We start from the raw sequence: 24,511 nt of genomic DNA, 5'->3' as shown, positions 1-24,511 counted from the left end.
GCCAACGGCGAGCCGGCCCGCCAGGACCCGCGCGAGCGCACGCGAGAGGCCTGAGGCCAGGAGGCGACTCCTTGCGCGCGGGCGATTTCGCGCCAGGCGTCCGTCCTGTACTTTGGGAAGCGATCTGATCCGTCGATGGTCCGGGCGTGCCGCTGAAAGCGCTCATCGTCATGTGCCTTCATCTCCTCCGCGCCGGAGCGCTCCGCGACCTGTGGTGAGCGGGCGCGCCGTGCGGGTCCGCACCCGTCAAGACCTGCGAGCCGAGCGGCGGCGACGCCCGCCGCGCTGCCTCGGACATCTCACCGTCGCGCCGCTCTGGCCGCTGCACGGAGTCAATCTCGGCACCCTGCTCCGCACGTGTGACGCCGTCGGCGCCTGCCTGGCCGTACCGCGCCTGCCGTGGGTGCCGGAGGCGCTGCGCCGCGGGCACACCCTGCGCCACCCGGCGTGCGTGCACTGGGTGGGCGACCCGCTGACGTGGCTCGCCCGGCAGCGGTCGGCCGGATCCGCGGTGCTCGGCGTCGAACTGGCCGAGGACGCGATACGCCTGGCGGACCTGCCCATGGCACGCCGGCCGACCATCGCGGTCCTCGGCCACGAGAGCGACGGCATCCCGCCCGAGGCGCTCGACCTCCTCGACCAGGTGGTGGAGATCCCCATGATCGGCACCGGGGCCAGCCTCAACGTCGCGGTCGCCGGCTCCCTCGTCCTGTACAAACTGGCCGGCTTCGCCTGAAAGGCCGCCGCCACGTCGCTCGGCGGCAGGACGGGGGACGGGGGACGGGTCAGCCGACCCGGTGGCTCCGATCAGTGGACGGCCGGGCGGTCGTCCAGGGTGGCCAGGAACTCTTCGGCGCGGCGTGCGAACAGGTGGGTGCCGCGTTCGGCGGACAGCGTGCGGCACCTCTCCGCGACGGCCCTGACCTCGGCGTCGGACTCCCCTCTGGCCAGCAGCAGTCGCGCCCGCAGCAGGAGGAGCAGGCCTTCCGGGTAGCGCTGGCCGTAGAGATCGAGGCACGAGTCGGCCCGGTCGAGGGCGGCTGCGGCCTTGTCGAGCGCCCCGGCGACCAGCCACATCTCACAAAGATGGCCGTAGAACGTCGAGACGCTGGCTCGCGGCGGGTCGAGGAGGTTCGTGGCGATGAGCCGCTCGGCCTCCGCCGCGGCGCCGGCCGGGTCCCTGCCCGTCATGGCCAGGGCCCAGCAGCGGACCAGCCGCTGGTAGGTGCCGAGGAACACGAAGGAGAAGCCGGGGTCCGCGGCGATGCCCCGTTCCGCCGCGCGCGAGGCCCGGACCGGGTCGCCGATCACCGCTTCCGTCCTCGCCGCGTGGGCGGCCCACACCGTGATCGTGAACGGGTCGTCGCCGGCGGCCTCCAGGCCGTCGAGCAGCGATCGCGCGCCGTCGACGTCCTCGTGCATGGCGGTCGCCTCCGCGAGCATCCCGATCATGAGCAGCTTCAGGTCGTGCCGGACGGGATCCTCCTCGCGCCGGACGACGCGGGTCAGCAGGAATCGGCTCGCCTCGCTCAGGCGGCGGAAGGCCTCGCCCATGTCTCCATCGCTGAATCGCTGAAGTCCCCATGCCTGCAGGCCGTACGCGCGCAGGAGCGGTTCAGAGGATGCCTCGCCCTCTTCCAGCAACCGGCGCGCCAGCGGCGTGCTGCGGTCCCTGTCGAGGACTTGGGCATGCGCCATCCAGCGGGAGTAGAGGAAGACGGTGGTGTCGAGCTCCCGGCCGAGGCTCCGGGCCAGGTGCTCCGCGCGTTCCAGCAGATCCACCGTCGAGGTGCCGTACATCGAGCGCATTCCCACGACGGCGATCAGCTGGGACAGGGCGGACAGCTCCAGCTCCGCGAGATTCGCGGTCCGCGCGATCCGGACGGCCGGCCGGAGCCGCCTCTCGGCGGTCTCGAGCGCGGACTTGGCCGCCGCGTGACGGCCCGCGCGCACCAGCGCCGCCGCCGTCCGGCGCGGATCGGCGAGCGGGCCGGCGGCCCACAGGTGGTGAGCGACGCGCTCGGCCAGATGGTCGCAGGAGGATCCGGTGCGCTCAATCGCGTCGGCGACGCGCAGGTGCAGTTGGATCGCCCGTCCCCGGGGCGTGGTCTCGGTGACCGCCTCGCGGACCAGATCGTGCGAGAAGCGGAACGAGTAGGGGTCTTCGGGCGCGGGTTCGAGCAGGGCGAGCGTTTCCACGGGCTCCAGGCGGTCAAGGCAGGTCTGCACGTCGAGGCCGGCGGCATCGGCGAGCAGGCCGAGGTCCACCTCCCGTCCGATCAGCGCGGCGATCTGGAGCAGGTCCCTGGCGTGGTCGTCGAGCCCGGTCATCCGGTCACGGACGACATCTCGCACGGTGGAGGGCACTCCCGCTCGCGCCACGGCGTCCTCGGTGATCATGCCGCCGTCCGCGAGCAGCCGGGCCAGCTCCCGGACGAAGAACGGGTTGCCGGCGGTACGCGTGTGGATGCCGTGGACGGCGCCCGGATCCGGATCCCGGCCGGTCTCGCGGCGGACGAGCTCGGCCACGCCGGCCAGGCCGAGCGGACCGACCCGGACGCGGCAGTGACCGGGCACCCGGCTCGCCGCGGCGAGCGTCCGCGCCAGCGCCGTTCCGGGCACAGGCGCGCGGTCGCGGAGCGCTCCGATGATCGCGGTTCCGCCCGGCAGCCGGGCCGCCAGGTGACCGAACAATCGCAGCGACGCGATGTCGGCCCACTGGAGGTCGTCGATCACGAGCACCAGCGGCCGCCGCGCCGCCACCTGGCCGACGGCGGCGACGATCGCCTCGAACAGGCGGAACCGGGCACTGCCGCCGGGGGCCGCCGATCGGCTGAGGAGGTCGGAGTCCGGCCCGAGAAGGTGGCCGAGATCGCCGGCGAGCCAGGTCTCCCGCGCCGTGTCGGGAAGCTCGTCCAGCACCCTGCCGACCACCTGTGCCCACGGCCACATCGCCGGCGTTCCTTCGCCTTCCAGGCAGTGGCCCCAGACGACGCCGGCGTCGCGCCGGCCCGCCTCGGCGGTGAGCTCCTTCAGCAAGTGGGTCTTGCCTATCCCCGGCTCGCCCTCCAGGACGACGAACCCGGTGCCTCCGGTGAAGACCGGATCGATCGCCTGCCGCAGCACCGCCAGTTCCTCGCCGCGGCCGACCAGGACGTTCGCGGGCGGTGTTCCGGCCTCCGCGGGCGGTGTTCCGGCCTCCGCGGCGGCCGGCGGCGGCGCGGGCAGGTGTCCGGCCGGCCGCCGGACGGTCACCGCCCCGGCCGGCGCGAGGTCCTGGTCCAGCACCCGCTGATGCGCGGCGATCAGGGCCTGGCCGGGGTCGATGCCGAGATCGTCGGCGAGGCGAGCACGGACGGCGCGGAACACCGACAACGCCTCCGCCTGCTGACCGGCGGCGCCCAGAGTGGAGATGAGGCTCGCTTGCACGGGTTCGTGCAGCGGCGCCATCGTGGCGGCCAGCTGCAAGGACGGCAGCACGCGGTCCGGCCGGCCCAGCGACACCGCGAGATCGGCCGCCGCCGTGCACGCCTGGAAGAACTGGCCGTCCAGCCTCGCGAAGATCGCCGGTGCGGCCGGTCCCTGGTTCAGCCCGTCGCCCGCGGGGCCCTGCCAGAGTCCCAGCGCTTCCAGGTAGCGGTCGAGGGCCGCCTCGTGGCGCTCCTCCGCCAGGGCGGTACCGGCGGCCTGGACGAGATCCCTGAAGACGACGAGGTCCAGCGTCCCGGCGCCTGCCGTGAACAGGTACCCGTTGCCCGACCGCCGCAGGTACGAGCCGGAGCCTCGCGCCGAGAGCGTGGGCTCCAGCAGCCGGCGCAACGAGCCGACGTACTTGTGGATGACGTTGAGGGCACTGGCCGGCGGATAGCCGACCCAGATGAAGTCGATCAGCTCGTCGGTGCTGATCGGACGTCCTTCCCTGGCCAGGAGGAGGGCCAGCAGAAAGGCCTGCTGCCGCGGCCCGGCGTGCAACTCGACGCCGTCCCGCCAGAGCCGCATGGGCCCGAGAATCGTGAACATCATGGAACCGCCGGCAGCCGATCGGTCCTCGCCACCGCTACCGATGGGAAGGATTGGCACAGCCACGCATGGACCACCTTGTTCGTCGTGACGGCTCGCGAATCGCCTGGTCCGGTCAGTCAAGCGGACCGCCAAGCTCACAGGTACCGTGATCCTGCTCGATCAGTGCCCATTCCACGACGGCGGAGGATCCTGATCGATCTCGCCGGCGCGGAGGGCTCGCGTGAACGCCCTACTCGGCGCGCGAGCGCAACCTTCGCAGCTCGGCCTCCACGTCGCGCGCGTCGGCGTAGGCCTTCGGCGTGACGCCGAAGCGGTTGCGGAACTCCTTGATGAAGTGCGAGACGCTCGCGTAGCCCACGTGACGGGATGTCTCGGCGACGCTCCTGCGGTGGTCGACGAGCAGCTCGCGCGCCCGGTCGAGCCGGTACTCCTTCAGGAACCGGTACGGCGGGCGGCCGGTGATCTCGCGGAACAGGGTCGAGAACGCCGATGGGCTCAAGGCCGCCTGCCTGGCCAGGTCATTGACCGTCAACGGCTCCGCATAGTGCGCCCGTGCGAACGTGAGCGCGGCGGAGATCGAGCTGTGCGAGGTCTGCCTGGCCGCGATGTGCAGCATCCGGGAGAACTGCTCGCGGCGCAACACGCGGTAGACCATCTCCTCGACGCATATCGGCGCCATCACCCGCCGGTCGGCTCCGCTGTCGAGCGACCGAAGGAACCGCAGGACCGCCGCCATGAGCTCCGGATCGAGCGGAGAGACGACGCATCGGTCGGCCTCGCCGTGCTCCGCGGCCGGGTCGAACGCGCCCGACCGCCGGCCCAGCATGTCGGTGGAGACCTTCCGCACCAGCGCCGGGTCGATCTCCAGTACGAAGGCCAGGAACGGCTCGCGGGCGCTGGCCCGCAGGACCTCGGCCTGGAAATGCACGTTGCCGCTGAGCACCAGGTAATGGAACGGGTCATATAGGTACCGCTTGCCGTCCACGATCACCGCCTTGCTGCCCTGCGCGACGATCCCGAGAGACAGCGACTGGATCTCCTCCCAGGCGGGCGCCATCGGCTCGGTGAAGCGGTAGAGGGTCAGGCCGGGCCAGCCGCCGTCGTTGCCTCCGATCTCGGGCGCGCGGGCGGCCAGCGCCGAGATGAGATCCGCCGAGCTCACGCGGTGCTCGAGTTCCGAGCTCGTCATAGTGCACCCCCTGCGGCCACAGACGCCGATCTTCCACATTTCCGCGGCCCCCGGTGAGAAGCCGGCGCCGGCGCGGTCGAGGTGCGCCGCCGGCGGCTGGGACGCCGGGATCGCCCCGCCGGTAGGTCAGGCCGGTGGTCGCGCCCGGCAGAGTGCGGCGCCTGTGACGCCGCTTCTCGCCCCGGCGCTTCACGCGCCGGGCGCGTCCGCCGATGCGTCACGCGCTGATCCAGAGCCACGGGCCGGGCGAGGACCGGTTCTCGGCCAGCGTATCAATCGGGGTGACTCTCCGGCCGAGGCTCAGGGGTGACCGCCGCCGTGCCTCGCCCGAGCGAGTCTTCCGCGGAGAACGTCGACCACGAGGAACGCGGCCAGTGAGATGCCCATCAAGGGCAGGAGAACGCCGACGGCCACGGTGAGCAGCGCCGCCGACGCCGGCACCGTCCAGTGCGCCTGCCTCCAGGCGCCGCGCGCGGGCGTCGCGGCGGGACGGCGCCGCCACCACATCCGATAGCCCAGCACGATGAGCGTGACGAGCCCGGCGGCCACGGCCATCAGCACGAGCTGGTTGGCGAGGCCGAACAGCACACCCATGTGGGCGTCGATGCCCCATCGGGTCAGCTTGGCGGCCGGCGGGTAGCCGGCGAAGGGCAGTTCCGCGATCACCTGCCCCGTGGTGGAGTCGACCGCCACCTGGTCCAGGCGCACCGGCCAGTGACCGTCGATCTCCTTGACCACGTACGGGCCGCCGGCCTCCGCCGGCCAGACGATCTCCAGCGGGCCGGACAGGTTCTTGCTCGCGGCCGCCTGGACGACCTGGTCGGCGCTGATCGCGGAGGCGGCTCCGTGCTGGTGGCCGCCCGCGGTGTGCGCGGCGTGGTCGGCGGGAGAGGCGGAGATCGCCGGGGTCTCCCAGCCCCAGGCGGCGCGCAGCTCACCGAGGTTCGCTCCCGCGTACTTCGACCAGGTGAGGCCGGTGGCGGACAGGAAGAGCAGGCCCAGCGCCACCCACACGCCGACGGAGCCATGCCAGGACAGCGTGCGTCGCAGACCCGTGGCGCCGCGTTCCGGCAAGATCAGCCGGCGGCGCCTGCGTCGGCGCCGGGCGATCCACAGCAGCAGGCCGCCGAGCGCCACGACCCACAACCAGCTCGCCGCCAGCTCGCTGTAGACGCGTCCCGGCTCTCCCAGGTGCAGGCTCCGGTGGAGGCCGGAGATCCAGGCCCGCACGGGCAGCGCGCCCGAGCCGCCGTAGCTCTCCAGCTCGCCGCGTATCCGGGCGGTGTAGGGATCGACGAAGACGGCCAGCTTGGTGCTCTCCGCCAGGCCAGGGACGTCGAGCAGCACCTGGGTGGTCTGGTCGGCTTCGACGGCCGGCCGCACCGCGCTGACCTTGCCCTGAGGCTGTGCCGCGCGGGCCGCCGCGATCTGCTGGGACAAGGGCAGTCGCGTCTGGCCGGCCGCTGTGGTCAGCTCGTGCCGATAAACGATCTTCTCGATCTGGAACGAGGCGGCGTACAGGAAGCCGGTGACCGCGGCGACCAGCAGGAAGGGCGCGACGAGCAGCCCGGCGTAGAAGTGCAGCCGTCGCACAAGGGGGCGCAGGACCGCCCAGCTCGCACGACGCGGCGGGGGCTCTGTCCTGGGCGTGAATGCGATATCGACAGAGGAAGTCATGAACTGTTTCTCCGTTTGTCAAAACGCGTACACCCGGAAGGCGTGGCGTCTCGCGGGACGGTCCGAATACGCGGTCGCCTCGGCGGCCGCGTGGGGACGGCCGGCGGACGCCAGGGTCGCCACGGCCGCACGCGCGCCGGGCGGGCACTCCACTTTCGTGGAGTGCCCGGCCACGGAGGGCGCTTTACCAGCGGCCGCCCTTGTGGAGCTGGCCACGGACCGCGCCGTCGGGGAACTGGGCGGTGTGCAGGTTGGCGTACCAGTTCTTGGGGTTCTTCTTGATGCCCGCGAGCAGGCTGCTCTTGACGCGAACGGAGCCGAAGCTCGTGTTGCCGCGAATGGTGCCGTTGGACAGCAGGTCGATGACGACGGGACCGTTCACGCCCGCCTTGCCCCGGTGGATGTGGAAGGCGGTGGGCCTGCCGGTGTTCTTCCACTGGACGACGTAGTAGAAGCGGTTGCCGCTGATGCGGAACTTGGCGAGGGCCACGCCGTTCGGGTCGTCGACCTTCTTGCCCGGTTCGCGTACCTCGTTCCGGCCAAGGAGCCCGGCGGCGAAGTAGTACTTCCTGGTCGTGTGGGTGTGCTCATGCGCGCTGACCGTGCCGGTCGTCTGGGTGTGCTCATGCGCGCCGACCGTCCCGGTCGTGTGCGTGTGGTCGTGCGCGGCGGGGGCCGTGATCACCCTGACGGGCTGGGACGCGGCGGACGCGGGGGCGGCGCTCACCGTGCCGGCGGCCACCATCGCGACCGCTCCCGCCGCCGCCGCTCCTCCGAAAACGCGCTGCCACGACATTCGGCCCTTGCCCATCTGTGTCGACGTCTTCATCGTGACCCTTCTTTCTTGGTAGTCCCTTGCGGCATTCTTTGCCACAGGCAGACAGTAAAGACGACGATAGTGGGCATTCTGCGTACAAAGTCACATAAGGCGTGTGATCAATGCCACATGGCGCCGTAATGATGGATTCCCGGAAATCGCCTATGACCTGGGGATATGCCGGTCATGTCCGCGGGGCCGGCGACGAATCCAGTGATTGTTCACTCGTCATCAACAAATGCCACGTGATTTCCCGCGTGCGCTCCATCGCCGCGGCGACTTCGTTGAAGGATTTCCGCCACGGACCACAAAAGAACGCCTCCGGCCGGCGCGGGTTCACTTTTCATCCAGTGCATGTCAAGTACGCGCCCGTACCTTTCGCACATGAGCGATGAGGCGCCGCGCATGACCCGGCGTCCGGCGCGGGACCGCACCGGTGGTCACCGAAGACCACCGACGAGACGAGGAGCAGGACTTTGAAGGTTCTGATCGTGCTGACCTCGCATGACGAGCTGGGTGACACCGGACGCAAGACCGGGTTCTGGCTCGAGGAGCTCGCCGCGCCGTACTACCGCTTCAAGGACGCCGGGTGGGAGATCACCCTGGCCTCGCCGAAGGGCGGGCGCGCGCCTTTGGACCCGAAGAGCGACGAGGAGCTGTTCAAGACCGACCAGACCCGCCGATTCGAAGCCGACGCGCAGGCCGAGGCTCAGCTGGACAGGACCGTGCGGCTGGACTCTGTGTCCGCCGACGACTTCGACACGGTCTTCTACCCCGGCGGGCACGGCCCGTTGTGGGACCTCGCCGAGGACGAGACCTCCATCGGGTTGATCGAACGGATCGCCGCGTCGGGCAAGCCCCTCGCGCTGGTGTGCCACGCGCCGGGCGTGCTGCGTCACGCCAAGAATCCGGACGGCACCCCACTGGTGGCGGGACGAAGGGTGACCGGCTTCACCGACAGCGAGGAAGAGGCCATGGGCCTGACGAAGGTCGTGCCCTTCCTGGTGGAGGACGAGCTCGTCGCCAAGGGCGCCGACTTCTCCAAGGCCGGCGACTTCGAGTCGCACGTGGTGACCGACGGGCTTCTCGTCACCGGGCAGAACCCGGCCTCCTCCGGGCCTGCCGCGACCGAGCTGATCTCACTGGCCGGCCGGAGCACCGCCTAGCTCGGTGCTCAGGGTCCAATTGACGCGGGTGTACATCGGGACGAAGCCCGCCCTCGTCATGTTGTGCAAGGAAGTGTTGTGCGCACCCGGCTCCTCGGCCCCGGTCTCCGCGAAGATCACGCGGCAGCCGGCCGCGGTGGCGTCGTTGATTCGCGCTCGCAACATCGCGGTCTGGGCGCCGCGCCCCCGATGCTCCGGCAGCGTGGCGGCGCCCAGGAGCTGCGCGGTCTCGCCGCCGATGTACATGCCGGCCACCGAGACCACCTCCCCGCCGGTTCGGATGACGTAGGCGCGGAAGTCGGGGTGCACGGCGAAGCCGGCCGCCATCTCCACCAGCGGTCCCTCGGGCATGTCGAAACCGCGCATCAGCGCCGTCGCCCACTCGTGCGCGTCCTTCGCGTCGACTCGTTCGACACGCGGCCCTGTGTGCCCGGCCGGCACGTCCGTCGACAGGTCGCGAGCGAGCTTCACCGACGACCCCCCTTGCGACAGGCCGTGCTCGGCACAGATCTTCTCCCAGTCGGGGGGCAGCACCGAGGGCGCGAGCTGCAGCACGGCCGACGGGTCGTTCCTCGACCGGTAGAAATCGCAGATCTCGCCGATGAGGCCTGCGGTGACCGGCTCGGCGAAGCCGAAGCCGAGCGCCTTGCTCCAGTACTTCGCCGGATCCTCCCGCATCGACAGCAGCACGCCACCCGCGAGCCTGACGCACTCGATTCCGAGCGCTTCGCGCACCACGGTCGGCGCGTTCGACTCGAACTGGTACATGGCCTCGGCCTCGGACAACTCGGCCAGAGACGGCGGGGGCAAGAACGTGGACATGACACTCCATAGAAGATCCGGCCATGACGAGGCGCCATGGGCCGGCGGGTCGAGAACACGGATCGGCTCCGGATATCCCTCGCCGCCGTCAGGCAAAGATAATCGCGGTGACTGGAACGCTTATTGACGACGACTTGACCGTCTCGCGTGGGCACCTGCTCCTCCCTGCCGCCCGCCGCCCGCCGCCCGCCGCGCCCGCCCCGGACCACGGACGCGCCTCAAGACGCGAGGACCGCGTGGATCGAGCGAACGGCGATCGCGCCTTCGCCGTGGACGCCGGACGCTCCGCGCCGCGGGAACCCGTCGCGCCACCCGGCTTGCGCGGGCCGGCGTTGACGCTCGCCCGGGGGAGGGTTGACGCTTACCCGGGCTCATGACGACAATGTGGGCGCGGTAACGGTTGGGCGCGGTGGGGCGGCACCTCCGCGCGCCTGGTGTCTCTTATTCGCTATCGACGTGGTCGGCGCACGCGTTATGGAAAGGATTTATGCGCTTGCGCACGCCTTTTCGTTCTCATCTGATTGCGTCGCCGGCTTCTTGCCGCTCTGTTCCGAGCGCTTTCGCCGCGCGCCTTCCTCGACGGGGAGAGGACGGTCCACGGCCATGAACTGGTCGGTCCGGGTACTGCTGCTGATCGTCCTTGGGTCTCTGTTCGTGGTGGTGTCGGCGTCCCCGGCGGAGGCTCACGGGCAGCTCGCGCTTTCGGTACCGGCCAAGGACAGCAAGGTCGGCGAACCGCTGGAGGCGGTCTCGCTGTACTTCACCGAGAAGCCGGTGTCCCACACGTACTTCACCGTCACCGCGCCGAGCGGCGCCCGGGTCGACCGGCCGTGGTCGCACGGCGAGATCAAACGCCTGGACGATCCGGTCCGGGAATTCTTCCTCGTCAACGGCGTATGGGAGCCTCGGCTGTATCACGAGGGCTTCGAGGTGCGCATCCCCGTGGCGCACTGGCCGGAGAAGGGCGTCTACGTCGCCCACTACGAGACCGTCGCCTCGGACGGAGACGTGGTGCGGGGAGACATCCGATTCACCTACACCGGCCGGACCACCAGATCTCCCAAGGGCTGGACGAGCCCCACCGACACCCCCGAGCCCATCGCGCCCTCCCCCGCGAGCGAGGGCCGTGACACCGGTGAGGTGGCACCCGTCGGGCCGCGGGCCGACGCGTCCCCGGCGTGCACACCGAGGAGCATGCCGGAGACCGGTTGCGGCAACGGCTCCGAGTCGCAGGCCGAGGGAAGCCCGGCCGCCGCGCCGGGGACCCCGGGGGAGCCGTCCTCATCGTCGGGCTGGCTGGTGTGGCTGGTTCCCGTGCTGCTCGTCGCCGGGACGGCAGTCATGGTGGCGCGAGCCGCCCGCCCCCGGCAGGCCGGGGGCCCCACGCCGCGCGGGCGTTCCCGCCCGGGGCCGCGCCCTTCGCCCCGGCCTCCCGCGCCGCGCCGGAACTCTCCCGGCAAACGCCGGTGAGCCGCAGTTCAGAACCCATGACCGGCGCCCGTCCCCGTTTCAGGAGTACCACGGTGAGATTCCTCGCTGCCCGATCCCGTTTCCTGCTCATCGCGCTGCTCGGCGTGGCGCTGTCCGCGCTCGCCGGCTGCGGCGGCACGGACGCCGGCGCGAACACCGCCCCGGCCACCGTCAAGGAGATCACGGTGACGATCAGCGGCCGGACGGTGGCACCGCCTCCGTCCCGCATCGACGTCGCCAAGGGGCAGAAGGTGCGGATCACCGTGACCAGCGACGTGGCGGACGTGGCGCACGTTCACGGCTACGACAAGGCCGCGGATCTCAAGCCGGGCGCCGCGGGAACGATCGAGTTCGTGGCCGACCAGAGCGGCCTGTTCGAAGTGGAGACCCACGACCAGGAACTGCAGCTCTTCCAGCTCCTGGTGCGCTAGGGACCTGGGATGCTCGCACTGGCCCACGGTGTCGGAGGCCGCCAGGACCTGCCGATCCCCTTCGCCGCCGCGATGACCGGCGCCGTCCTCGCCCTGCTGGTGTCGTTCGCCGGGCTCGGCGTCCTGTGGACCGAGCCGCGGCTCGCCGGCGCCCTCGGGTACGCCCGCCCCGTGGCGGCGCGCGTCCAGGGCCTGGTGAGCGCGCCGGGGTGGCGGTGGTTCTGGCGGCTGGCCGGGCTTCTCGTCACGGCCTACTTCTGCGTCGGGCTGCTCTTCGGTCCCGACCGGGCCGCCAATCCGACGGCGGGAGTGTTCTACGTCCTGTTCTGGGTGGGCCTGATCCCGCTGTCACTTCTGTTCGGCCCGGTATGGCGCGCGGTGAACCCCCTGCGCACCGTACATCTGCTGGCCTGCGCCGCGCTCCGCCGTGACCCCCTTCGCGGGGTGCGGCCGCTGCCGGAAGGTCTGGGGTACTGGCCCGCCGCCGCCGGGCTGTTCGCGTTCACCTGGCTGGAACTGGTCGCCCCCGGACGCGCCACGCTGCCCGTCATCGGCGCCTGGCTCGCGGTGTACGCCGTGGCCATGCTGGCGGGGGCGGGGGTCTTCGGCTCCGGATGGTTCGACAAGGGCGACACGTTCGAGGCGTACAGCGGTCTCATGGGCAGGCTCGCCCCGGTGGGCCGGAATCCCGACGGCACCCTCACCTGGCGCAACCCGCTGCACGGCATGGCCGGGCAGGAGCCCGCCCCCGGCCTGGTGGCCCTGGTGATCGTGCTGCTGGGGTCCACCATGTACGACAGCGTCTCCAACGCCCCGTTCTGGGTGCGATACGTCCAGGAAAGTTCCGTGCCCGCCCCGGTGCTGGGCACGGCCGCCCTGGCCGCCGTGATCGCGGTGGTCCTCGCGGCCTACCTTGCGGCGACCGCGCTGGCCGGCGGCTGGGGCGGAGCCGCGCGCGGGACGATGGCGGGCGAGCTGGCACACTCGATCGTGCCGATCGCCGTGGGCTACCTGGTGGCCCACTACTTCACGCTGCTGCTCCTGGAAGGCCAGCGGACCATCGCCCTGCTGTCGGACCCGCTCGTCACCGGCGCCGACTGGCTCGGCACGGCCGGCTGGAAGGTCGGCGCCGCCGGCACCAGTCCCGCCGGAATCGCCATGCTCCAGGTGACGGTCATCGTCGTCGGCCACATCATGGGCACCGTCCTGGCCCACGACCGCGCCCTGACCCTCTTCCCCCACCGCACGGCCGTCCGGGGCCAGATCCCTCTGCTGGCCCTGATGGTCGTGTACACCGTCACCGGCCTGATACTCCTGTTCGCGGCCTAGCCAAGACGGCGCGCCCGGCCCCCACCGCGACGATGACCGTCGCAACCGCGCGGACGGGGACTCCGGCGGGCGCGCGGTCCGTGGCGTTGTCACAGATCAGAGCGTTGCCCGGTCTGAGCTGGTGCACGGCCGGATCGAGCCGGCCACCCGTTTCGCGAAGGAGGCCTGATGAGCACCGATCACGCCAGCGCTCACCACATCGACAACCCCGGCAAGAGCGGGCCGCCGCCGAGAATCGACACGGTCGCCACCGTGCCGGGGGCGCCGCCCGCGCCGGAGGGGGCCGAGGCCATGACGATCCTGGTGACGCTGCCGCCGGACAGCCCGGGCGCGCCGCCTCACCGGCACTCCGGGCCCGCGTACGGGTACGTGGTCAAGGGGGCCATCGACTTCGAGCTCGAAGGCGAGCCCGCGCGGGTCGTCCAGGCGGGCGAGGCGTTCTGGGAGCCCGGTGGGGACGTGATCCACTACCAGGACGGCAACCACCTCGCCGGCGAGGAGTCGGCGTTCGTGGTGACGATGTTCTGCGCGCCCGGGCAGCCGATGCTGACCGTGGTCGACCCGGAGGAGCTGGAAGCCCGGCGGGACCGCCGCGCGCCGCGGTCATGACGAACGGGCTGCCCGGGGACCTGCTGGTCATGCCAGGACGCCGCCACCGCGTGGAGGCCGTGCAGGATTGCGCGGTCCTGTTCACCACCGCGCGCTGACAGCGCGGAAGGCGGGAACCGCGTTCGCGGTTCCCGCCTTCCGTGTCGCGGCGCCGGGCCCTTGGGGAATCACCTCCGGCCGGCCACGGACGCCCGGTTACTTCCCGGTCGCGTTCCGCTCCAGCCAGTCGTGGTAGCGGATCTCGCCGAGGACGGCGCCCTCACCCGGAACCAGCGACCGCTCGCTCAGCTCGCTGCCGAAGTAGCGCGCGTGCGGGTCGGTGACCACCTCGCGTCCGTCGCCCCAGGCGGCCAGCGCCTGGCGGAAGAACTCGTCCATCCCGAACTGCTCGGGACCGGCGATCTCGACCCTGCCGTTCAACGGCGACCCCACCGCGGCCCGATAGACCGCCTGGGCGACGTCGTCGCCCGCCATGGGCTGGAAGAGCACCGGCGCGACGTGCACCTTGCCCTCGGCCGTGGCCTCGTCGGCGATGCCGCGGGCGAACTCGAAGAACTGGGTGGCGTGCACGAGCGAGAACGGGATCGACGACTCCTCGATCAGGCGCTCCTGGGCGATCTTCGCCGCGAAGTAGCCGTTCTCCGGCAGCCGCTCCGTTCCCACGATCGACACCGCGACGTGGTGACCGACGCCGGCCGCCGCCTCCGCGGCGAGCAGGTTGCGCGTGGAGGTCTCGAAGAACGAAAGCACCGCGGCCCTCTCGAACGACGGGGAGTTCGACACGTCGACGACCACCTGCGCGCCGGCCAGCGCCTCGGCCAGCCCTTCGCCGGTGAGGGTGTCGACGCCGGTTTTCGGAGACGCCGCCACGGCCTCGTGACCGTGCTCGGTCAGCCTCGCCACCACCTTCGAGCCGATGAGCCCGGTCCCGCCGATAACCACGATCTTCACGGATGACCCTCTTTCCTGTTTCGCCGGGGGCGTCTTGTCGCCGACCGGTCGCCAGCTAAGACCGGGCAGCCCGCCGCCTTGTGACAGCCGCCGGAGTCGCTTCGCGATCGACGAGCCCCTCGCGCCGGACGCCGTCAGGCCGTGGCGCGCGCGAGCCACTCCCGGTAGGTGGTCTCGGAGATGAAGGCGCCGTCGTCGGCGAGGAGGGCGCGGCCCGAGGCCGCGGAGTACATGCCGGCGTCCTCGTCGATGACGACGGCGCGGCGGTCGCCACGGGCGGCGAGGGTGATCCTGCCCAGCTCGTCGAGCGCGAGGACCTCGGGACCGGCGATGTCCCGGGTGCCTCGCAGCGGGACGCCCACGCTGACGTCGGCCACGACCCGGGCGACGTCGTCCGCCGCCATGGGCTGCATGAGGGTGGCGGGCAGGCGGACGGTGTGCTCGTCGGAGGTCCACGACAGCACCGTGTCGAGGAACTCGAAGAACTGCGTCGCACGCACGATCGAGTACGGCACGGGGCCGGCCTTGAGCAGGTCCTCCTCCAGCACCTTCGCGCGATAGTAGACCAGGTCGGGCACCCGGTCGGCGCCCACGATCGACAGGATGACCGCGTGGCCGACGCCGGCCGCCTCGGCGGCCGTCAGCAGGTTGTCCATGGTCGTCTGGAAGAAGGAGGGCGAGGCCTCGTCGAAGGTCCGCGGCTTCGTCAGGTTGACGACGACGCCGGCGCCCGTCAGCGCCTCGGCCAGGCCCCTGCCGCTGAGCAGGTCCACACCGGTGGACGTCGCGTGCGCCACCGCCGCGTGCCCGCGCGCGTTGAGGATCTTGACCACCCGGGACCCGATGAGACCGGTCCCGCCGATGACAGCGATCTTCATTTCCTGGCCTTCCTGGTTCCCGGGCGGTTTCCCGGACATGACGGCACGCGCCCGCTCGTCCTCGAGCTCGAACGCGCAGGGTCCGCCTGCCTTTCCGGCCCGGACGACCACGCGGGTCCGTGACAGGTCCCTTTCCCTCGATCCCGGTGTCACGAATCCGAAGGCCACCCGGTCTCGCGCGAGCCCTTGGGCGATCAGCCGAGGTCGGCGAGGTCCTCCGCGGTGAGGGCGATCGACCGGGCGGCCAGGTTCTCCTCCAGGTGAGCCACCGAACCGGTCCCCGGGATGGCCAGGGCGACCGGGGACAGGCTCAGCAGCCAGGCCAGCGCGATCTGGTGGACGGTGGCATCGTGCCGTCCGGCGACCTTGACCAGGCCCGGATCGTCGATGTCGGCCCCGCCGCCCCCGAGCGGGAAGAAGGGGACGAAGGCGATGCCGGCCTGTGCGCAGGCGTCCAGGACGGTCGTCTCGTCGCGATCGGCGACGTTGAAGTTGTTCTGGACGGCTGCGACAGGCGCGATCGCGCGGGCCTCGGCCAGATGGCCGGCATCGACGTTGCTGAGGCCCAAGTGGCGGATCAGGCCCTCCTCGCGCAGCGCGGCGAGCACCTCGAAGCGTTCGGCGAGCGACTCGCCGTGCGGGGGCCGCGTCGTGCCGACGCGCAGGTACACCAGGTCGAGGCGATCAAGGCCGAGGCTTTCGAGGTTGGCCTCGACCTGGGGGCGAAGGTCGGCAGGAGTGCCCTGACGGGGGCCGCCGGGGCCGAAGACCGGGCCGACCTTGGTGGCGATGACCAGGGCGTCCGGGTACGGGGACAAAGTCTCGCGGATCAAGGTGTTGGCGTGCACCGAGCCGTTCTCGCTGCGATAGAAGTGGGCGGTGTCGATGTGGTCGACGCCGAGCTCGACGGCGCGGCGCAGGACGGCGCGGCCGGTCTCGGGGTCGCGGGCGGGTCCGCCCGGGCGGTCCTGCGGCAGGCGCATGGCGCCGAAGCCGAGCCGGTCGATCGTGAGGTCGCCGCCGAGGCGGAACTGGTCGGACATGTCTCTCCTCCTGATGTGCCCAGCGCACCCGATTATGTCGCGATCGATACAGTATCATTTGATACCATCTGCCGACCGGCGACGCCCGTACCAGCGCGGCGCCGCCCGGGGGAGTGGTCCACGAGAGCGCGCCCGCACGAGCGCTGCCCGAACCGACGCCCAGGCCGAGCACGTCCCCGGCCGCCGGCCAATCGCACGCCCACGCCCATTCCCGTGCCGCCGGCGACCGGTGCGTCGGGCGCGATTACGCCGGACCGCTCTCGGAGCGGACGAGCCGGGTCAGCAGATCCGTCAGCTGTTCGGACTCGCCGGGCTCCAGGTCGGCGACCAGACGCTCGGTCAGCGACTCCGCCGCGACATGGGCCGCGTCGAAAAGCTCGAGGCCCTGAGGCGTGATCTCCACGGCCCGCACCCGCCGGTCTCCCGGAACGCTCTTGCGTACGGCAAGCCCCCAGCGCTCCAGATCGTCCACCACCCGCATGACCCCCGCCTTGTCCGACCCCGTCTCCGCCACCAGGTCCCGCTGCGCCGTGGGCCCGCGGTCGACCAGCACCAGCAGCACGGCGAAATGCCGCAACTCGATGTCGAGCGGCCGGAGTATCTCCGCGATCACCGCGGCGGCGCGCCAGTGCGCCCGGCGCAGCAGCAGGCCGAGAGCGAAAGGCGAGGTGTCCCCGGGGCGGCCGGTCGCACGCGAGGTCACGGTTCTGCGAGGTACGTCGGCGGTCATGAGAGCACACTACCGGCTATCCACTCATTCGATACGGTATCGTTCGATACGAATTACGACTCGAACCCACCGAGCCGGCTTTCGATCCACGCATCCACGCATCCCCGGATCCGCCGATCGCCCGGGCAGGCCATCGCCAGACCCCGGCCTCCGACGGCGACGATCACCACCTGCGCCGGCCACGCCACCGACGCACCAGCCGAGCCGAGCGCCCGAGCCCGCCGCCGTCAACGCCGACGGCATACGGCTCATCGCGTTCGCCGGCCCCTGACCAGGCCCGATCCGGGCTCGATCGGCCCGGCCGGCGGTGTCACAGATTTCGTGACGGCCCGGTCTTAGCCGGTGGAACGACTGAATCGGAGCCGAGAAGAGAGGGCGGACCATGAACGTGACATGTCGCCGAGATCGGCCTCCCCGGCTCTCCACGACGTCGGCAAGGGAGAACACGCCGGGCGATGGACACGAGCGGCGTCACGCCATCACGGACGACAAGGGGACGTGGTCCTCGTTGTCGAGCCGGCCCGGCGCAGACCCGGGTTCCCCGGGTCTGCGCGCCCTTCCCCGCCCCGTGGCAGTGGTGGTCGGCGGCGGGGGAGTGCTCGGGGCCGCGGAGGTCGGCATCGGGTACGCGCTGGAGCAGCGCGGATTCGTCCCAGATCTGATCGTCGGAACCTCGGTGGGCGCCCTCAACGGGGCGATCGCCGCCGCCCACCCCGGCACGGCCGCCCCCTGGCTCGCTCACGTGTGGACCCACGCGCGGCGCCGGGAGGTGTTCCCGCTCGGCTACCTGTCCTCGCGGGCCGGCGTCTTCGGCGATCGCGGCCTGCGCAGGCTGATCGCCCAGGCCGGGCTGCCGCCCCGCATCGAACAGCTGGAGGTGCCCTTCACCGCCGTGGCCATGGACCTGGCCACCGGCGCCGAGACGCTGCTCGACCACGGAGATCTCGCGTCCGCCCTGCTGGCCAGCGCGGCCATTCCGGGGGTACTGCCCCCGGTCGACCGGGACGGCCGGACGCTCGTCGACGGCGGAGTGATCGCCTTCGTCCCGGTACGGGCGGCCCTGCAGGCAGGGGCGGCCAGCGTGGTGGTGGTGTCGACCGGTCCGACGAGTCGGCCGCCGCGCCCGATCATCACGCCCATGCGGGCCGGCGCCGTCGCCGCCAGGGCGGCGCTGCTGCTGTTGCACCACCAGATCGAACGCGACCTGCGCGAGGTGTCCGAGCGGATTCCGACCGTCGTCGTGCCGACCGGCATCGAGGCCTGGCCGGCCCCGTGGGACTTCGGCCACGCCCAGCGGCTGATCGACACCGCCACCCTCGCGGCGGGCCGCTTCCTCGACGGCCTGCACGTCACCGGGCCCGGCCTGTACCGGGGCGACGCCCCTCCCGCGGTACCCGCCGGCCCGGGCCAGGCGCCGGCCGCCTCCATCGGGGGGGTCGGCCTGTGAGCACCATCGCGTTCCTCAACATCCCGATGCACGGGCACATCAATCCGACGCTGCCGGTCGTCGCCGAACTCGTCCGCCGCGGCCACTCCGTCACGTACCACACCTCGGCCGCGTTCTCGAAGGAGATCGAGGCCACCGGTGCGACCGTGCGCCTCTACCCCGGGGGTGACCGGCCGCTCCCCGACCCGCCGATACCGCTCACGATGCTGGACGGGCTCGCGCGCACCGCCACCGGACTGCTGCCCTCCGTGCTCTCCGATCTGCGCCGGTCCTGGCCCGACCTGATCGTCCACGGCGCAGCCTGCCCCTGGGGCGCGGTCGCCGCCCGCGAACTCGAGGTACCGGCGGCGTCGCTGTTCACCACCTTCGCGTTCAACCGGCAGGTGCCCAGCCCCACCCGCGCCTCGTGGGAACTGCTCGCCACGGCTGCGGCCCGGTCCCGCACCGCGCAGGGCTACCTGTGGTCGCGCTGGGGGTTGTCCCGCCGCTACGCCACCCACGGGTTGCCACTGCTCGACCTGCTGAACGTACGCCAGCCGCTCAACCTGGTCTTCACCTCACGCGCGTTCCAGCCCGGCGCCGACTCGTTCGACCAGTCGTACCGCTTCGTCGGCCCGAGCCTCGGCGCCCGCCCGAACGACCCGTCGTTCCCGGTCGACCGCCTGCGAGACCCTGTGCTGTACGCCTCACTGGGCACCGTGTTCAACGCCGGCCCGCGGCTGCTGCGCGAGTTCGCCGCCGCGCTCGCACCACTGGGCGGCACCGGGGTCATCTCCACCGGAGAGGTCGATCCGGCCGCGCTGGAGCCGCTGCCGGACAACGTGATCGCCCGCCGATCCGTGCCGCAACCCGAGGTGCTGGCCCGCGCCGCGCTGTTCGTCACCCACGGAGGGATGAACAGCGTCAACGAGGCCATGTACGCCGGGGTCCCGATGCTGCTGGTCCCGCAGGGCGCCGATCAGCCGCTCGTGGCCCGCCGGGTCGTCGAACTGGGCGCCGGCCTGTCGATCCGCACCGAGGACGCCACCGCCGACGCCCTGAACACCCTGGCCCGCCGCCTGCTCGACGAGCCGCGCTTCCAGGCCGCGGCGGCCACCTTGCGGATCGCCCAGCGCGAGGCCGGCGGCTACCTGCGCGCCGCCGACGAACTCGAGCGCTATCTGCGGCGGGTCGGCCGAGGCGGCCGGGCGGTCACGGCGGACTCCCCACGGGAGCGCTGACCGATGTCACCCGTCGTCGCCGTCCTGCTGCTGCTGGCGGGACTGTCGGAGGCCCTCGGGCGTCTCCTGCCCATGGTGGCGCGACGGCCCGGCACCTCGCGGTCCCGGACGATCGCGCTCCTGCTGACCGGGGCCTTGATCGAGGGCTCGGTGTTCGCGCTGTGGCCACTGACCGCGCGGACCCTCGCCGGGCTGACGCTCCCGTCCTGCTGCGCACAGCCGCCCGGCGACCCGTCCGCCCCCCTGACCGGTGCCGACGCGCTGACCTGGACACCCGGCCTGGCGGCCCCGCTGCTCTTGGCCGCCGTCCTGGCGTTCCCGCTGCTCGGGCCCCTGCTGCACCTGCTGCTTCTCGTCGGGGTCGGAGCAAGCCTCGCCGCCCCGCTCGCCACACTGACAGGGCTCGGCTGGTGGACCGCCGCGGGCTGCGTGGCCCTCGCCGGAATCGGCCTCGGCATCACCGTCGAAGCGGTCAGGTACGTCGTCATAAAGATCAACACGCCCACACCGCAAGAGCTCCCAACATGACCCCCACCCCGAAGAGCGGCGCTTCCCACATCACCGTCACCCCGGACGGCGAAGCTGCTCACCTCACCGTCACCCCCGGCGGCGGAGCTCCCATGTCCGTCACCTCGGACGGCGGGGCTGCTCCCATGTCCGTCACCTCGGACGGCGGCGCCGCTCACATGTCCGTCACTCCGGCTCCCGCCGAGTCTCTTCCTATAGCGGTGCCCGCGAAAAGGCGTCCCGTAGGCGTGCCTGCGAGAAAGCGTCCTATAACAGTGCCCGCGAGAAAGGTGGTGCACTGGTGACCGAGGTCCCGATCTTCGTCCTGGTGCTCGGCCCGATCCTGCTCGCCGAGGCGCTGCTCGCCCGCTACGAGGTGATGGCGTACACCGCCGGCTGGGGGACTCCCACCACCGAGCTCCCACATGGCATGCCCTACGCGCGCGGCGCGGACCCAGACCGTCCGCCGGACGCCTACCTGGTCTATCTCGACGGCATCGGCAAACGCCGCTTCCACGACACCCGCGACGGTGGCCAGCTAGTCCAGGCCGTGATCGCCGGAGCGCCGGAGCTGCGCGTGCTGGGCCAGGTGCAGCCCTACTCTCCGCTGGCCGCCCCGCTCGTCAACCGGCCCGTATGGGAGTGGATGCGCCACCACATCGGGCTCCTGCTGTTCCTGCACAACGTCATGCAGGTCTTCGTCGCCGCCGACCGCCGGTACCGTCCCCTGTACAACCGCGCCGTGGGCGCCCAGATAGCCGGTCACCTGCGGCTCGCCGGGTACCAGTCAGGCAGCGGCACACCCGTGGTGCTGCTCAGCTACAGCGGCGGCGCCCAGGTCGCCACCGGCGCGGTCGAACAACTGCACACCCGGCTACGCGCCCCGCTCCTGCTGATCACCCTCGGCGGATTCCACAACGGCGCCAACGACCTCACCCACGCCCAACGCCTGTACCAGCTCACCAGCGACAGCGACTGGATCGAACGGGTCGCCACCTGGATGTTCCCTCAACGCTGGCGCCTGTTCCGCCGCAGCGGATGGAACCGGGCAGCCCGCACGGGAAAGATCATCACGCACCGGCTCGACCCGGCCACCCACCTCGGCCGCCGCAGCTACATCAGCCCGGAGGCACGCCTCCCCGACGGCCGCACCTACCTTGCCCACACCACCGACACCGTGATCGCCCTCATCCGCACCCACTGCGCCGGCGCGCCCACTCCCACACACGATTCGTCGCCCGAAAGCCCACCAGAACCCACGATGACCCCGCGGGCACACAACTGAGCAGGACCCACGGCGGCCCGCCCATCTCACCAGCCGGTCCCGCCGGCCAATGGCCGCCTCCCGGCGACGCGGCCTGCGATTCAACCATGAAGGACCGTCGCCCGAAGCGTCTCGGACGGCCTGACATGCCTGCCGCACGGCGCCCTCCACGACCTGTCCAACAGAGCCATAAGAAGTCATGCGAAGTCATGCGAACCAGCTGATCGCCTGCCCGTGCGGCCGGGTCCAGGCGAGCGGCACCCCGTCCAGAGCAAGGACGTGCAGCGCCCCGCCGGGCGGCTCGGGCAGCGCGTCATAGGGCAGCAGGCCCGGCCTCTCGTTCGCGATCCAGTGCCCGGGCAGCCCGCGTACCACCTCGACGAACGCCTCCCGCCGCGGCGCGGGCACCTGGTACATCACCGAGGTGTGGAACACCACCAACGTCGCGCCCGCCGGCGCCTGCGCGGCCAGCGCCGGCAGGTCGTCCACCAGGTCGCCGCGCACGAGCAGCGGCGGCTCGGCCGCAGCGACGGCCGCCGCGGCCCGCAACCGGGCGCGGCGGTGCGCGTGCTCGGGCCAGATGAGGGCGTCGAGCCACGCGAGGTCCGCGGAGTCGGTCACATCGAGCGGGTTCAGATCCAGGCCGGCCCGCCACACCACATCGGGTACGCCCGGCGGCGGCGCCAGTCCGGTGGCCGCGCACTCCAGGACCGGTTCGCCGGACCCGACCACGTGGTCGCCGTAGCGGTAGGCGTACCGGTCGGGGTAGAGGCACAGCCCGGCGGACGCGCCGACCTCCAGCAGCGCCAGCGGCTGCGGCAGCTCGGCGAGCACCGGCAGCAGTACGGCACACCGCCCGGGCTCGTTCGTCTGCGTGGCCCGGGCGCGCATCTCCGCCTCGATCGCGGGCCAGTTCGCCACCGTGTAGTCATGGAACGCGCCCGGGTCCTCGACCGAGCCGCCGAGCAACCGCACGACGCCGAACAGCAGGTTCGGCTGCCGCTTGGCCTCCGGAAGCGTGCCCAGCAGCGCCAGCACCTCATCGTCGCGAGACACCGCGACCGACAAACGCTCATAGACCGGCGACACCTCGTGCGCCTCACGCGCGGCGAACTCCGCGTACTGCGCAGCAGTCGTCACACCCGAATCATCGCGCAGAGGGCCGCGACCCGACGCGTCGGCCCGGCGCTTTCACGGCGAGCTCTGCCGGTCGTGATCGTCTATACGAGAGAAGTGCCTTTGAGCTGGATCGTTCTGGGCTCTCTCGAGCCGCTCTGCGGGCGTATTCCGCTCACACGAGCGCGTTCTCGGCCAGTGCGTCGAAGGCCGTCATCGCTTCCTGGTCCAGTTCGATCCGGGTGACCGCGACGTTGTCGGTCAGGCGTGCGAGGTCGCGGGTGCCGGGGATCAGCAGCGTGGCCGAGCTGTGGCCGAGCAGCCATGCGAGCCCGGCCTGAGCAGGGGTGATGCCGAGGCGTCCGGCATGCGCGATGACCACCGGGTCGTCGGTGACGCTGGGCAGTTGGTCGAAGGCCGATCCGAGCGGGCAGTACGGCACCCAGGCGATGCCTTGCCCGGCACACTCGGTCAGCACGTCCTCGTGGTCACGGATGAGAACGTTGTACAGGTTCTGCACGCAGACGATGCCGGCCGGAAGAGCCTGCCGCAGTTGGGCGAGGCTGACGTGGCTCAAGCCGATGCCGCCGATCTTGCCCTCGTCGCGCAGCGCGATCAGCTCGGCCAGCTGTTCGTCCAGGTCGACCACCTGGTCGCCGCCGGCGGTGATCCCCGGCGGCACGTCGGCCCGACGAAGATTGACCACCGCGAGGCGTTCGACGCCGAGGGCGCGCAGGTTGTCCTCGACCGACGCCCGCAGTTCCGCCGGCTTCTGGGCGGCGACCAGCCGCTCGGTCGGATGGGCCACCGCGCCGACCTTGGTGACGATCCGCAAGTCGTCGGCGTACGGGTACAAAGCGGTCCTGATGAGGTCGTTGGCCGTGCCGTAGAACTGGGCCGTGTCGAGGTGGTCGACGCCGAGCTCGACCGCGCGGCGCAGGACCTTGACGGCCTCCGCGGGGTCCCCGTGTTCGAGCTGCATGGCCCCGAGGCCGACCCGCAGGACATGGTGATCGCCCAGCTTTCCGTACGCGTACGCACGCGGTGTGGTCATGGGTGTGGACCTCCGGATACGATGACCGTAAGCGGAACCGATTCCGCTTGGTTCGATTCGACCCTAGCAGAAGCGGAACCGATTCCGCTTGAGAGGTGATCGCGGTTTCCGAGTCCGAGCGACGTCCCGGCGCCCGCAGGGATGCCCAGCGCAACCGGCAGCGCATCATCGACGCGGCCACCCGCGCCCTCACCGCCGGCCCGGACCCCGTCAAGATCGAGACCATCGCCCACGAGGCGGGGGTCGGCGTCGGCACGCTCTACCGCAACTTCCCATCACGCGAAGCCCTGGTCGAAGAGGTCTACCGCAGCGAACTCACCCGCCTGTGCGCCATGGCCGCGCGACTGGTGACCGATCTGCCGCCGGCCGACGCCATGCGCGAATGGATGCGCCGCTACCAGGACTTCGTCGCCACCAAACACGGCATGGCCGAAGCCCTGCGCGCGGTGATCGCCAGCGGTGCGATCAGCTCCGGCAACACCCGCGAGCACCTCGAGGTCGCCATCGCCACCATCCTCGACGCCGGGCGGGCCGACGGCACCCTGCGCGCCGACGTCCACCCGGCCGACATCTCCGCCAGCATGGCCGGCATCATGCTGACCGCCGCCGACATCGCCCAGGCCACCCGAATGCTGCAACTCCTCGTCGACGGCCTCCTAACCCACGACCACCCCCAAAAGACCCACCCCACGACCCACCCCTCCTGAAAGCCAAGGACCTCCTGAAAGCGCGCCCGATCCACGCAGCCTGAGAACCGCCTCCAACCCG

At 71.5% G+C, this 24,511-nt stretch carries 22 protein-coding genes; 11 read left to right on the top strand and 11 right to left on the bottom strand.

The features are described 5' to 3' along the window. Window positions 1-214: 214 nt before the first annotated feature. Window positions 215-736, top strand: coding sequence for a TrmH family RNA methyltransferase (locus tag ACFO60_RS28160; protein WP_380845714.1), 522 nt, complete (start codon window positions 215-217; stop codon window positions 734-736). 71 nt (window positions 737-807) lie between these two features. Here the strand turns inward: ACFO60_RS28160 and ACFO60_RS28155 are convergent, their stop codons facing one another. The 4 genes from ACFO60_RS28155 to ACFO60_RS28140 all read right to left on the bottom strand — a co-directional run bounded on the left by ACFO60_RS28155 (window position 808) and on the right by ACFO60_RS28140 (window position 7,718). After that, window positions 808-3,999: an ATP-binding protein gene (locus tag ACFO60_RS28155; protein ID WP_380845711.1), complete on the bottom strand. Its 3,192-nt coding sequence runs from the start codon at window positions 3,997-3,999 to the stop codon at window positions 808-810. Window positions 4,000-4,252: 253 nt separating this feature from the next. Then, window positions 4,253-5,212 (bottom strand): AraC family transcriptional regulator, encoded by a 960-nt coding sequence (locus ACFO60_RS28150; RefSeq protein ID WP_380845708.1) that lies wholly within the window; start codon window positions 5,210-5,212, stop codon window positions 4,253-4,255. A gap of 300 nt (window positions 5,213-5,512) precedes the next feature. Next, entirely contained in the window at window positions 5,513-6,805 is a 1,293-nt protein-coding gene (locus ACFO60_RS28145; RefSeq protein WP_380845705.1) for a PepSY-associated TM helix domain-containing protein, read from the bottom strand. A gap of 268 nt (window positions 6,806-7,073) precedes the next feature. Then, the gene (locus ACFO60_RS28140; protein ID WP_380845702.1) at window positions 7,074-7,718 is read right to left on the bottom strand and encodes a CHRD domain-containing protein; all 645 of its coding nucleotides are present in this window, start codon (window positions 7,716-7,718) and stop codon (window positions 7,074-7,076) included. Between the two features lie 464 nt (window positions 7,719-8,182). Here ACFO60_RS28140 and ACFO60_RS28135 point away from each other — a divergent pair, with 464 nt between their 5' ends. Then, window positions 8,183-8,872, top strand: a complete 690-nt coding sequence (locus ACFO60_RS28135) for a type 1 glutamine amidotransferase domain-containing protein (protein ID WP_380845699.1) — start codon at window positions 8,183-8,185, stop codon at window positions 8,870-8,872. Here ACFO60_RS28135 and ACFO60_RS28130 read toward each other — a convergent pair. Next, window positions 8,846-9,694 (bottom strand): GNAT family N-acetyltransferase, encoded by an 849-nt coding sequence (locus tag ACFO60_RS28130; RefSeq protein WP_380845696.1) that lies wholly within the window; start codon window positions 9,692-9,694, stop codon window positions 8,846-8,848. The two genes, ACFO60_RS28135 and ACFO60_RS28130, sit on opposite strands and share 27 nt — an antisense overlap. A 603-nt stretch (window positions 9,695-10,297) precedes the next feature. Between ACFO60_RS28130 and ACFO60_RS28125 the strand changes: the two genes are divergently transcribed. The 4 genes from ACFO60_RS28125 to ACFO60_RS28110 all read left to right on the top strand — a co-directional run bounded on the left by ACFO60_RS28125 (window position 10,298) and on the right by ACFO60_RS28110 (window position 13,533). Next, a complete protein-coding gene (locus ACFO60_RS28125) occupies window positions 10,298-11,164 on the top strand; it encodes a copper resistance CopC family protein (protein ID WP_380845693.1) in 867 nt (288 codons plus the stop codon). A 53-nt stretch (window positions 11,165-11,217) separates the two neighbouring features. Further along, complete coding sequence (locus ACFO60_RS28120) at window positions 11,218-11,595, top strand: cupredoxin domain-containing protein (RefSeq protein ID WP_380845690.1); 378 nt, start codon at window positions 11,218-11,220, stop codon at window positions 11,593-11,595. A gap of 9 nt (window positions 11,596-11,604) precedes the next feature. Beyond that, window positions 11,605-12,924 (top strand): hypothetical protein, encoded by a 1,320-nt coding sequence (locus ACFO60_RS28115; protein WP_380845687.1) that lies wholly within the window; start codon window positions 11,605-11,607, stop codon window positions 12,922-12,924. A gap of 168 nt (window positions 12,925-13,092) precedes the next feature. Next, on the top strand, window positions 13,093-13,533 hold the full coding sequence (locus ACFO60_RS28110) for a cupin domain-containing protein (protein WP_380845684.1): 441 nt from the start codon (window positions 13,093-13,095) through the stop codon (window positions 13,531-13,533). A 195-nt stretch (window positions 13,534-13,728) separates the two neighbouring features. Here the strand turns inward: ACFO60_RS28110 and ACFO60_RS28105 are convergent, their stop codons facing one another. The 4 genes from ACFO60_RS28105 to ACFO60_RS28090 form a co-directional block, all read right to left on the bottom strand. Continuing rightward, window positions 13,729-14,484, bottom strand: a complete 756-nt coding sequence (locus tag ACFO60_RS28105) for an SDR family oxidoreductase (protein WP_380845681.1) — start codon at window positions 14,482-14,484, stop codon at window positions 13,729-13,731. A gap of 134 nt (window positions 14,485-14,618) precedes the next feature. Then, window positions 14,619-15,362 carry an SDR family oxidoreductase gene (locus ACFO60_RS28100; protein WP_380845678.1) on the bottom strand — a complete coding sequence of 248 codons (744 nt, stop codon included), beginning with the start codon at window positions 15,360-15,362 and terminating at the stop codon, window positions 14,619-14,621. A 194-nt stretch (window positions 15,363-15,556) separates the two neighbouring features. Further along, complete coding sequence (locus ACFO60_RS28095) at window positions 15,557-16,405, bottom strand: aldo/keto reductase (protein WP_380845676.1); 849 nt, start codon at window positions 16,403-16,405, stop codon at window positions 15,557-15,559. A gap of 244 nt (window positions 16,406-16,649) precedes the next feature. Further along, on the bottom strand, window positions 16,650-17,135 hold the full coding sequence (locus ACFO60_RS28090; RefSeq protein WP_380845673.1) for a MarR family winged helix-turn-helix transcriptional regulator: 486 nt from the start codon (window positions 17,133-17,135) through the stop codon (window positions 16,650-16,652). Window positions 17,136-17,703: 568 nt separating this feature from the next. Here ACFO60_RS28090 and ACFO60_RS28085 point away from each other — a divergent pair. The 4 genes from ACFO60_RS28085 to ACFO60_RS28070 all read left to right on the top strand — a co-directional run bounded on the left by ACFO60_RS28085 (window position 17,704) and on the right by ACFO60_RS28070 (window position 21,594). Next, window positions 17,704-18,582, top strand: a complete 879-nt coding sequence (locus ACFO60_RS28085) for a patatin-like phospholipase family protein (RefSeq protein ID WP_380845670.1) — start codon at window positions 17,704-17,706, stop codon at window positions 18,580-18,582. After that, window positions 18,579-19,802, top strand: a complete 1,224-nt coding sequence (locus ACFO60_RS28080) for a macrolide family glycosyltransferase (RefSeq protein ID WP_380845667.1) — start codon at window positions 18,579-18,581, stop codon at window positions 19,800-19,802. Before ACFO60_RS28085 ends, ACFO60_RS28080 begins: the two co-directional genes overlap by 4 nt. A gap of 3 nt (window positions 19,803-19,805) precedes the next feature. Further along, complete coding sequence (locus tag ACFO60_RS28075) at window positions 19,806-20,330, top strand: hypothetical protein (protein WP_380845664.1); 525 nt, start codon at window positions 19,806-19,808, stop codon at window positions 20,328-20,330. A 280-nt stretch (window positions 20,331-20,610) separates the two neighbouring features. Beyond that, the gene (locus tag ACFO60_RS28070; protein WP_380845661.1) at window positions 20,611-21,594 is read left to right on the top strand and encodes a hypothetical protein; all 984 of its coding nucleotides are present in this window, start codon (window positions 20,611-20,613) and stop codon (window positions 21,592-21,594) included. 186 nt (window positions 21,595-21,780) lie between these two features. Here ACFO60_RS28070 and ACFO60_RS28065 read toward each other — a convergent pair whose 3' ends face one another. Both ACFO60_RS28065 and ACFO60_RS28060 read right to left on the bottom strand, forming a co-directional pair. After that, a complete protein-coding gene (locus ACFO60_RS28065) occupies window positions 21,781-22,713 on the bottom strand; it encodes a DUF2332 domain-containing protein (protein ID WP_380845658.1) in 933 nt (310 codons plus the stop codon). A gap of 151 nt (window positions 22,714-22,864) precedes the next feature. Then, on the bottom strand, window positions 22,865-23,743 hold the full coding sequence (locus ACFO60_RS28060; RefSeq protein WP_380845655.1) for an aldo/keto reductase: 879 nt from the start codon (window positions 23,741-23,743) through the stop codon (window positions 22,865-22,867). 95 nt (window positions 23,744-23,838) lie between these two features. On the opposite strand from ACFO60_RS28060, the gene ACFO60_RS28055 reads away from it, so the two are divergent. Next, window positions 23,839-24,450 (top strand): TetR/AcrR family transcriptional regulator, encoded by a 612-nt coding sequence (locus ACFO60_RS28055; protein ID WP_380845652.1) that lies wholly within the window; start codon window positions 23,839-23,841, stop codon window positions 24,448-24,450. Window positions 24,451-24,511 lie beyond the last annotated feature (61 nt).

Source organism: Sphaerisporangium dianthi, assembly GCF_042654065.1.
Lineage (GTDB): Bacteria > Actinomycetota > Actinomycetes > Streptosporangiales > Streptosporangiaceae > Sphaerisporangium > Sphaerisporangium dianthi.
The sequence above is the reverse complement of the archived record's forward strand: the minus strand, read 5'-3'. Positions and strand labels throughout refer to the sequence as shown.